3 protein-coding genes are annotated in these 2,386 nt (G+C 46.1%); all 3 read right to left on the bottom strand.

Annotated features, from left to right (window positions below):
• Nucleotides 1–747 (bottom strand): hypothetical protein (locus HMPREF1640_RS12185; protein WP_036895277.1); only part of this gene is annotated, 747 nt, incomplete at its 3' end.
• Nucleotides 747–1,250 (bottom strand): DUF3408 domain-containing protein, encoded by a 504-nt coding sequence (locus HMPREF1640_RS12180; protein ID WP_036895276.1) that lies wholly within the window; start codon nt 1,248–1,250, stop codon nt 747–749. The genes HMPREF1640_RS12180 and HMPREF1640_RS12185, both read right to left, overlap by 1 nt.
• A 14-nt stretch (nt 1,251–1,264) precedes the next feature.
• A complete protein-coding gene (locus HMPREF1640_RS12175) occupies nt 1,265–2,038 on the bottom strand; it encodes a ParA family protein (RefSeq protein ID WP_036895274.1) in 774 nt (257 codons plus the stop codon).
• Between the last annotated feature and the right edge of the window lie 348 nt (nt 2,039–2,386).

Here is a 2,386-nt window from a genome sequence, read left to right as displayed (position 1 = left end):
GTCGTCCGCCGTGTTTTCTTTGTCGTCTCCTCTTTCGTCCGCTTCGGACTCGGAAGAGGATGCTGTTTCTTTTTCCTGCTGTTCCGCCTCCTCAGCTTTGCGAATGGCGGCAAGAAGTCGTTGATGGTCGTGTTCTTGCTTGAGCGTGCTCTCTTTGAGGTGTTCCATCAACTCCGTGCCTCGTATGGCTTGAAGGGTCTCATGGATGGTTTCCTCATTTTCTGTCTGAAGCGCATCGTCATTCTTGTGCCAGCCACTGACACGGGCGATGTCCCGTGAGAGGATTGAAGTCGGTGAAACTTCGGGCATGGCTTCATCGGCAATCAGCAGGTCTTCTTTTAAAATGGAATCCTCTTCAGGTTCGTCCATTGTGTAGGCGACCTGCATTTCATTGTCCTTCTCCCGTTCGTCGGTATGCTCCGATGGCGATTGAGGTGGGATTGGCGACTCCGTTTCATCTTCTTTGCGTACATTTTGCGCTGCAAAGGTATCGGGATTATCGGCTGAATTTTCAGACGGGGAAACGGCGGGAACTTCGGGGACAGACGGGGAAACGAAGGGTTTACTTCTGCCCACCAGAACATGGCGAGCTTGTGCTATCTGCTCATTTGTTACGGTAGGTCGCTTTTTGGCTTTTTCTGCCGGTTGTGGTGCTGTGTGTCGGAATATTCTCCAAAGGTATGCGATGCCCAAAAGCATCCATACAATTCCAAGCAGCAACAAGATATTCATAAGTAATTCCATCATCATAAGTTTATGGTTTTATTGCGCCTACGCTGTGAGGCGGTGTGGTTCAACATATCCTGATAGGTCTTCAGGTGGTCAAGAAGAATGTTTTCTATATATCCTGTAATGGAAGCCTCCGAGCGAAGGTCGCTCAATACATCACGCAGAATTTGCAGGATTTCGGTGTGAATGCTGAAACCTGACTTGTTGCGCCCGTTACGGACGCTTGTCAGAAAACGTTGCTCGTATTCCTCAAAGTCTAATGCCATAGCTGCATTCATACCTTTACCTACTTTCTTGCGCTTGGGAGAGTGAACAACCTGTTCGGTAGAAATATCGTTGGTCTTTTCCTCCTTTTCTACATCTTCTGAGACGGGGTCCTCTGATAGGATCTCTTCGTCCAAGTCGATGGGCTCATCAAAATCAGGAGTGTTTTCTGCCGTGCGTTTCTTGACACCAATATCCGCCATCTCCTTCATTTTTTCCTGAAGCAGCTGTTCTCGTTGTTCCTTTAATGAACTCATACACTATCCTCCGTTTACAGTTTGATTTTCCGCATGACTTCCGCCACCCATTCATCCACTCCCGTCTGCGGACGGATGGAAATTGCAGGAGGAAGGTAAGAGCATCGGAACACGCCTCTTGTTCCTCCCTGTGCCAGTTCTCGACTAATCCTAACAGAATGGTAGATACGTGAATCAAGGATGGTCAGTCCTTGTTCTTTTGCGTTTTCAGTGAACAAATCAATGACCGTGGTACTCGCACTGCGGTTGATCTTGTTCCAAAGCAGGAAGAAGTCCTGAATACGTGAACCTTCAAAGCCAATCCCCAACTCACAGATGGTTTTGGCATAGGCGAAACTCGATGCCAGCGACTGAGGGTCGGCTTCTATCGGAGAGATAATGTAGTCCATCGTAATGGACAAGTCCATCAAGGCACTTGTAACTGCATGACCGGGAAAGTCAAAAATAACGAGTTGCGGAGGGGAAGCTTTCTTTTTAATATATTTCTCAATATCACCGACGGCACTCTCCGGTTTACTTCGGATGATTGGGTATGACTTTTTGCCATAGCAAGCCAGACGCTCGTGAAGTTCCTTGCCCAGTTCGGGGGAGGACTCGATAAGGTCTCTGTCCCGTTCGCGTAGCTTGAAGAACGATTCCTGTGTGCCGTCGCAGTCCACGACGGCAAGAGGGATATTCTTTTCGTAGTATAAGATAGCTGCCAAGACTTCCGCAAGGCTGCTTTTGCCCACTCCGCCCTTCTGTGAGGCGAAGCCCAGATAGATGGGTGTTTCGTTTTTCTTTTTCATAATCTTGAATGGTCGTTAGTTGTGTTATAAATTATTTTTTTACTTGACTGATAAGTCTGATTACGTCCAAAGTTGAAACCTTATTCTTGACTCGACTCAAAAGTCGAATTTTGACTTAGGTTAAAATTGACTCAGCTCAAAGGATTAAAATTGACTATATCCTGAATTTCATTCGGATAAGAATCACAGAGGTTGAAACTATCTTCTTGCACTCTACATTCAAATGAATTTTAAGTTGACTTTTCACTGAATTCGGTTGCAAAATAACAAGGTTTTATCCTAAGTTTCAACTACCTGTGAAGTACAGGGAAATGCGAGGAAAAAGAGTGAATACCATTGATAATGAGA

Source organism: Prevotella sp. S7-1-8, assembly GCF_000758925.1.
Taxonomy (GTDB): Bacteria; Bacteroidota; Bacteroidia; order Bacteroidales; family Bacteroidaceae; genus Prevotella.
The sequence above is the reverse complement of the archived record's forward strand: the minus strand, read 5'-3'. Positions and strand labels throughout refer to the sequence as shown.